The 5,263-nt window shown below is 71.8% G+C and carries 7 protein-coding genes; 3 read left to right on the plus strand and 4 right to left on the minus strand.

Features of this window, described 5'->3' with window-relative positions:
* The first annotated feature begins 30 nt into the window (after window positions 1-30).
* Entirely contained in the window at window positions 31-1,098 is a 1,068-nt protein-coding gene (locus tag GWI24_RS39830) for a phosphatidylinositol-specific phospholipase C domain-containing protein (RefSeq protein WP_210950908.1), read from the plus strand.
* A gap of 7 nt (window positions 1,099-1,105) precedes the next feature.
* On the opposite strand, the gene GWI24_RS39835 is transcribed toward GWI24_RS39830, so the two are convergent.
* Complete coding sequence (locus tag GWI24_RS39835; RefSeq protein ID WP_210950909.1) at window positions 1,106-1,342, minus strand: dodecin; 237 nt, start codon at window positions 1,340-1,342, stop codon at window positions 1,106-1,108.
* Window positions 1,343-1,429: 87 nt separating this feature from the next.
* Window positions 1,430-1,891 carry a universal stress protein gene (locus GWI24_RS39840; RefSeq protein WP_137981408.1) on the minus strand — a complete coding sequence of 154 codons (462 nt, stop codon included), beginning with the start codon at window positions 1,889-1,891 and terminating at the stop codon, window positions 1,430-1,432.
* Window positions 1,892-1,997: 106 nt separating this feature from the next.
* On the opposite strand from GWI24_RS39840, the gene GWI24_RS39845 reads away from it, so the two are divergent.
* Both GWI24_RS39845 and GWI24_RS39850 read left to right on the plus strand, forming a co-directional pair.
* Window positions 1,998-2,849, plus strand: a complete 852-nt coding sequence (locus GWI24_RS39845; RefSeq protein ID WP_210950910.1) for a metallophosphoesterase — start codon at window positions 1,998-2,000, stop codon at window positions 2,847-2,849.
* A gap of 156 nt (window positions 2,850-3,005) precedes the next feature.
* The gene (locus tag GWI24_RS39850; protein WP_210950911.1) at window positions 3,006-4,298 is read left to right on the plus strand and encodes a cytochrome P450; all 1,293 of its coding nucleotides are present in this window, start codon (window positions 3,006-3,008) and stop codon (window positions 4,296-4,298) included.
* On the opposite strand, the gene GWI24_RS39855 is transcribed toward GWI24_RS39850, so the two are convergent.
* Window positions 4,261-5,031 carry a DUF4239 domain-containing protein gene (locus tag GWI24_RS39855; protein WP_210950912.1) on the minus strand — a complete coding sequence of 257 codons (771 nt, stop codon included), beginning with the start codon at window positions 5,029-5,031 and terminating at the stop codon, window positions 4,261-4,263. The genes GWI24_RS39850 and GWI24_RS39855 overlap by 38 nt on opposite strands.
* 33 nt (window positions 5,032-5,064) lie before the next feature.
* The coding region (locus GWI24_RS39860; RefSeq protein WP_210950913.1) for a hypothetical protein at window positions 5,065-5,263 on the minus strand (199 nt) is incomplete at its 5' end.

Raw genomic sequence — 5,263 nt, forward strand, 5'->3', positions numbered from 1 at the left:
TGGTCGCGACATCGACGAGGGTGGGGACACATGGGCAGGGTGGGGAGTCCGGCGCGCGGTCATGCCCGGCGCACGGGAACGGTGGCGGTCGCCGCGGCGGCCGCCGCACTGTGTCTGACGGCACCGGCGGAGGCCCGGCCCGCCACCGCGGACGATCCGTCCTACTCCGCCACCACCTCGGTGGGGGTGCACAATGCCTACGAGAAGGCCAAGTACCCCTACTTCGCCGACGCGCTGGACTCCGGAGCCTCGCTCCTGGAACTCGATGTGTGGACCAACGCCTTCGGCGCCGGCTGGCGGGTCTCGCACTCCAACCCGCTCGGCAACGACAACGACTGCGAGAACGCGGCGGGCCCGGGCGAGCTGCGCACCAAGCCCCGCGACCAGAGCCTGGCCGGCTGCCTCGCCGACATGCGGGCCTGGCACCAGGCCCATCCGGGGCACCGTCCCATCCTTGTCAAGGTGGAGATGAAGGACGGCTTCAACGGCAAGAAGGGCCGCGGCCCGGCCGACCTCGACGCCCTCCTCGGCGCCACCCTGGGCGACGCGGTGCTGCGCCCGGCGGATGTGGTGGGCGGCCATGCCACCCTCGACGAGGCGGTACAGGCGGGCGGCTGGCCGTCCCGCTCGGCGCTCGCGGGCAAGTTCATCGTCGAGCTGATACCGGGCACGGTCGAGGAGAACAACCCCCTCGACACGCTGTGGACCGACCGCGAGTACGCCACCCATCTGCGGGACCTGTCCGCCGCCGGGAAGCTCGGTCAGGCCGCAGCCTTCCCCGCCGTCCACGGCGCCGCCTCGGGCGACCCGCGCACCCGCTACACCGACGCCACCCTCCGGCCGTGGTTCGTGCTCTTCGACGGGGACGCGTCCACGTATGTCACCAGTGGTATCGACACCGCCTGGTACGACGACCGCCACTACCTGCTGATCATGACGGACGCCCACAATGTGGCGCCCCCGATCGACGGCACCAACCCCACCGAGGCCCAGGCACGGGACCGGGTGTCCGAACTCGCCGGGCGACACGCCAGTTTCGCGACCGCCGACTGGTATCCGCTGCCGTCCGTGCTGTCCACCGTCGTGCCCCGTGGCTGAGCCGGGGTCAGCCGGCCCGGTCCCCGGAGCCGGCGTCGGGGTCCTCGAGCCGGAATCCGACCTTCAGACCCACCTGGTAGTGCGCGATCCGGCCGTTCTCGATATGCCCGCGCACTTGGCCGACCTCGAACCAGTCAAGATTCCGGAGCGTCTTCGAGGCGCGGCCGATGGCGCAGCGGATCGCGTCGTCGACGCTCTCGGAGGACGAGCCGACGATCTCGGTCACCCGGTAGATGTGGGCCATCGCAGTCTCCCCGGTCCGTGGGGTGGTCCGTTCGCTTCTCCCACGGTGCCTCACCGCGCCGGGCTCCGCGAGCCGGGCGGGCGGCCCTTACGGCACCACGGTGACCGGCCAGCGCCCGGCCTTGACCAGCCGTACGGCCACCGAGCCGATGAAACGGTGCCCGGCCTGCTCGGACGCGCCCACCACCACGGCGTCGGCCTTCAGCTCATCGGCCGCCTGGGCCAGTCCGTTGTACGGATCGCCCCGGAAGGTGTGGAACTCCCAGCGCACCTCGAAGACCCCGCGCAGCCGCTCGGTGGCCTCCCGCATCTCCCGCATCAGCTCCTCGGCCACCTCACCTGTGGTGTCGGCCACCGAGGCACCGAGCGCCGCCCCCGCGGCCAGCACCGGCTGGATGTAGACCACGACCAGCAGCGCCTTCTGGCGCCTGGCCAGCCCGGCGGCGTAGGCCGTGGCGCGCCAGGAGGATTCGGAACCGTCCAGTCCGGCCACGATGACCTTCGGTCCGTCGGTTCCCCGTTCAAAAGACGGAGGGAGTTTGTCCACCACATCTGCGAGGCTAGCGCCAGGGACGGTCCGGTGATCACCCGGCCCGTCAAGCGGTGCTCGCGCACCGCGACCGCGTCATGACCGCCACCGTACGACAGGAGAGACAATGGGCGGCACCCACGGGGGCGAACTCCTCGCCATCAGCGACCTTCATGTGGCCTATCCGGAGAACCGGGCGATCGTGGAGCGGCTGCGGCCCGGCTCCGACGACGACTGGCTGATCGTCGCGGGGGACGTCGGCGAGGTCTTCTCCGAGATCGAGGAGGTCCTCGGCCTGCTGAGCGAGCGCTTCGCCAAAGTCATCTGGTCCCCCGGGAACCACGAGCTGTGGACCCATCCCAAGGACCCATTGGAAGTCAGGGGGGTGGCGCGCTACGAGGCGCTGGTGGAGATGTGCCGGGCGAAGGGCATCGTCACGCCCGAGGACCCCTACCCGCTCTGGGAAGGCATCGGCGGGCCGCTGGTCATCGCCCCGCTGTTCCTGCTCTACGACTACACCTTCCGCCTCGACGGCCTGGCCACCAAGGAGGCCGCGCTGGCCCACGCCCACGAGGCGGGGGTGGTCTGCACCGACGAGCACTTCCTGCACCCCGACCCCTACCCCACCCGCGACGCGTGGTGCCGGGCCCGGGTCGCCGAGACCGAGGCGCGGCTGGCGGCCGTCGACCCGGGGCTGCGGACCGTGCTCATCAACCACTGGCCGATGACCCGACTGCCCACCCGGGTGCTGCGCTACCCCGACTTCGCGCTGTGGTGCGGCACCGAGCTGACCGCCGACTGGCATGTGCGGTTCCGGGCCGAGACGGTCGTCTACGGCCATCTGCACATCCCCCGGACGACGGTGGAGGACGGGGTGAAGTTCCAGGAGGTCTCGGTCGGCTACCCCCGGGAGTGGAAGGCCCACGGCCGGCTGCCCGAGGACCCGCTGCGCCGGATCCTCCCGGTGCCGGTGCCGTAGGGGCCGCGCGGTGACCGATGGGCTCGGGGGGTCCGGTGGCTCAGGGCCCCGTGACGGGCGGGGCGTCCTGAGGGGCAGGTCCTCGTGACGGGCGGGGTGTCTTGACGGGCAGGGTGTCTTGACGGGCCCGGAGGCCGGCGCCGTACGGTCTCGGCCGTGAACCCTGTCGAGGCGTTCCTCCCCGAGACCTACACCGCCGGTGTCCCGTACGCCCTGTTCGGCGAATTGCGGGCCACCCGCCCCGTCTGCCGGATCGACGAGCCCGCGGTCGGGGCCTGGCCGGCCGGCCCCGGCTTCTGGGCGGTGTTCCGGCACGCCGACGTCAAACACGTCCTGCGCACCCCCGAGGTCTTCTCCTCCCACCTCGGGGCCACCCAGATCCGCGACCCCGACACGCCCGCCGATCTGGAGTTCGTGCGGGCGATGATGCTCAACCAGGACCCGCCCGACCACTCCCGCAGCCGCCGCATCGTCGCCGCGGCCTTCACCCCGCGCGCCGTACGGGAGCTGGAGGCGGTCATCGAGGAGCGCGCGGCGGCGCTCGTGGACTCCGTGGCCGGACGCGGCGAGGCCGACTTCGTGGAGCTCGCCGCCGATCTGCCGGTCTGGACCCTCGCTCAGGTGATGGGCGTCCCCGAGGGTGACCGGCGGCTGCTGTTCGACTGGGCCGGCAGGGTCATCGGCTACCAGGACGCCGACTACGCCGGGTTGTCCACCGCGGCCCGCGAGGAGCTGAGCCCCATCGGGCGTGCCGCTCTCGCCCACCGGCCGGCCTCGGCGCCGCGCCGCCCCGACGGCCGGCCGATGAACCCGCGCTCCCGCGAGGCCCTGGCCGATATGTTCGCCTACGCCCACGCACTCGCCGAGCGGCCCCGGCCGGGCAGTGTGATGGCGCGGATGCGGGAGGGCGGGCTGAGCCGGGACGAGTTCGAGAACATGTTCTTCCTCTTCGCCGTGGCGGGCAACGAGACGCTGCGCAACGGCATCCCCGGCGGGCTGCTCACCCTGCTCGACCACCCCGAGAGCCTGCGGCTGCTGCTCGACCGGCCCGAGCTGACCGGCTCCGCGGTGGAGGAGATGCTGCGCTACTGGCCGCCCGTCATCGACTTCCGGCGCACCGCCACCCGCGATGTGGAGCTGGGCGGACAGCTCATCCGGCGCGGTGAGAAGGTCGTCGTCTTCCACGCCTCGGCCAACCGCGACGAGACGGTCTTCACCGACCCCGACCGGTTCGACATCACCCGCGCCCCCAACGACCATCTGAGCTTCGGCTTCGGACCGCATGTCTGCCTGGGCGCGCATCTGGCCCGGGTCCAGATGCGGGCCATGCTGCGCGCCGCCCTGGACCGGCTGCCGGGGCTGCGCCGGGCGGGTGAGCCGGTGCGGCTCACCTCCAACTTCCAGAACGGGCTCAAGACTCTCCCCGTGCGCTGGGGAACAGATCGGTGAAGGCCGTGGTCGAGTCGCCGACCGACCGTCCGAAGGGCTCGTCGAAGTCCCACACCAGGAAGAGCAGGAAGACGATGAGCGCGGTGAACATCACCGCGAGCATCAGCTCCCGGGGCGAGCGGCGGATCTGCAGGGTGAAGACCAGCCCGATCACCAGCGCCGCGCCCAGCACCAGGCCGAACCAGACCAGCGGGGGCATCGTGGGCCCCGCACTCTGCTGCCGGGCGCCGCGCGCGTCGTCCACGGCGGCCACCTGATCCACCATCGGCTGATACGCCTGCGACTGGAGGTCGCTGTGCGGGGCCGCGTGGGTGACATCGCGGCGCAGGGTGGTCAGCAGCTCGGTGCCGCGGTCGGTGAGCTCGCCCTTGTCGATCATCACCTTCCACTCGGTGTGCACCACATGGTCGACATACGCGTCCACGTCGTCGCGGATGCGATCGCGCACCGGGCCGGGGTAGACACTCGCCCGCTCGGCCACCTCGTGCAGCGCCTGCGCCTCCGTACGCACCCCGTCCTGCGCGGCGGAGCGCGCCTCCCAGACACCGGCGATGGCCAGGCCCAGCACGATCGCGTAGACCACGCCGATCATCATGATCATGTAGTCGAGGACATCGGGGGTCTCGTCCGGATCGTCCTCCTCCCCGAGTCTGCGGGAGTTGAGGACCGCCCCGGTCACCACGACCGCGCAGGTCCCGGCCATCACCAGGGTCATAATCAGCCATTCGGGCATGGATGAACCTCCCAAGCGGTTCGCGGTGGGCCGTCAGCCGCGCCGCCCGCCGCGCGCGCCGGAGCGCGAACGCGGACGGAGAGCGGCGGCCGCGAGGACCGCGGGCGCGGTGAGCAGCAGAGTGAAGGTGACCAAGGAGGTCCCGTTGTCGGGCTTCTCGCGCGCGGGCTTCTCATACGCGTGCATCTCGACGGCACGGGTCCTGGTCGGTGCGGGAGCCGGCGCGGGGGGT

It is taken from the genome of Streptomyces sp. MK37H (genome assembly GCF_018035285.1).
In the GTDB taxonomy this organism is placed as follows: domain Bacteria; phylum Actinomycetota; class Actinomycetes; order Streptomycetales; family Streptomycetaceae; genus Streptomyces; species Streptomyces endocoffeicus.

Bases quoted from the DNA above. Each gene is read 5' to 3' on its own strand.
- GWI24_RS39830 (WP_210950908.1), top strand. From the start codon at position 31: ATGGGCAGGGTGGGGAGTCCGGCGCGCGGTCATGCCCGGCGCACGGGA.
- GWI24_RS39835 (WP_210950909.1), bottom strand. From the start codon at position 1,342: ATGGCCCACATCTACCGGGTGACCGAGATCGTCGGCTCGTCCTCCGAG.
- GWI24_RS39845 (WP_210950910.1), top strand. From the start codon at position 1,998: ATGGGCGGCACCCACGGGGGCGAACTCCTCGCCATCAGCGACCTTCAT.
- GWI24_RS39855 (WP_210950912.1), bottom strand. From the start codon at position 5,031: ATGCCCGAATGGCTGATTATGACCCTGGTGATGGCCGGGACCTGCGCG.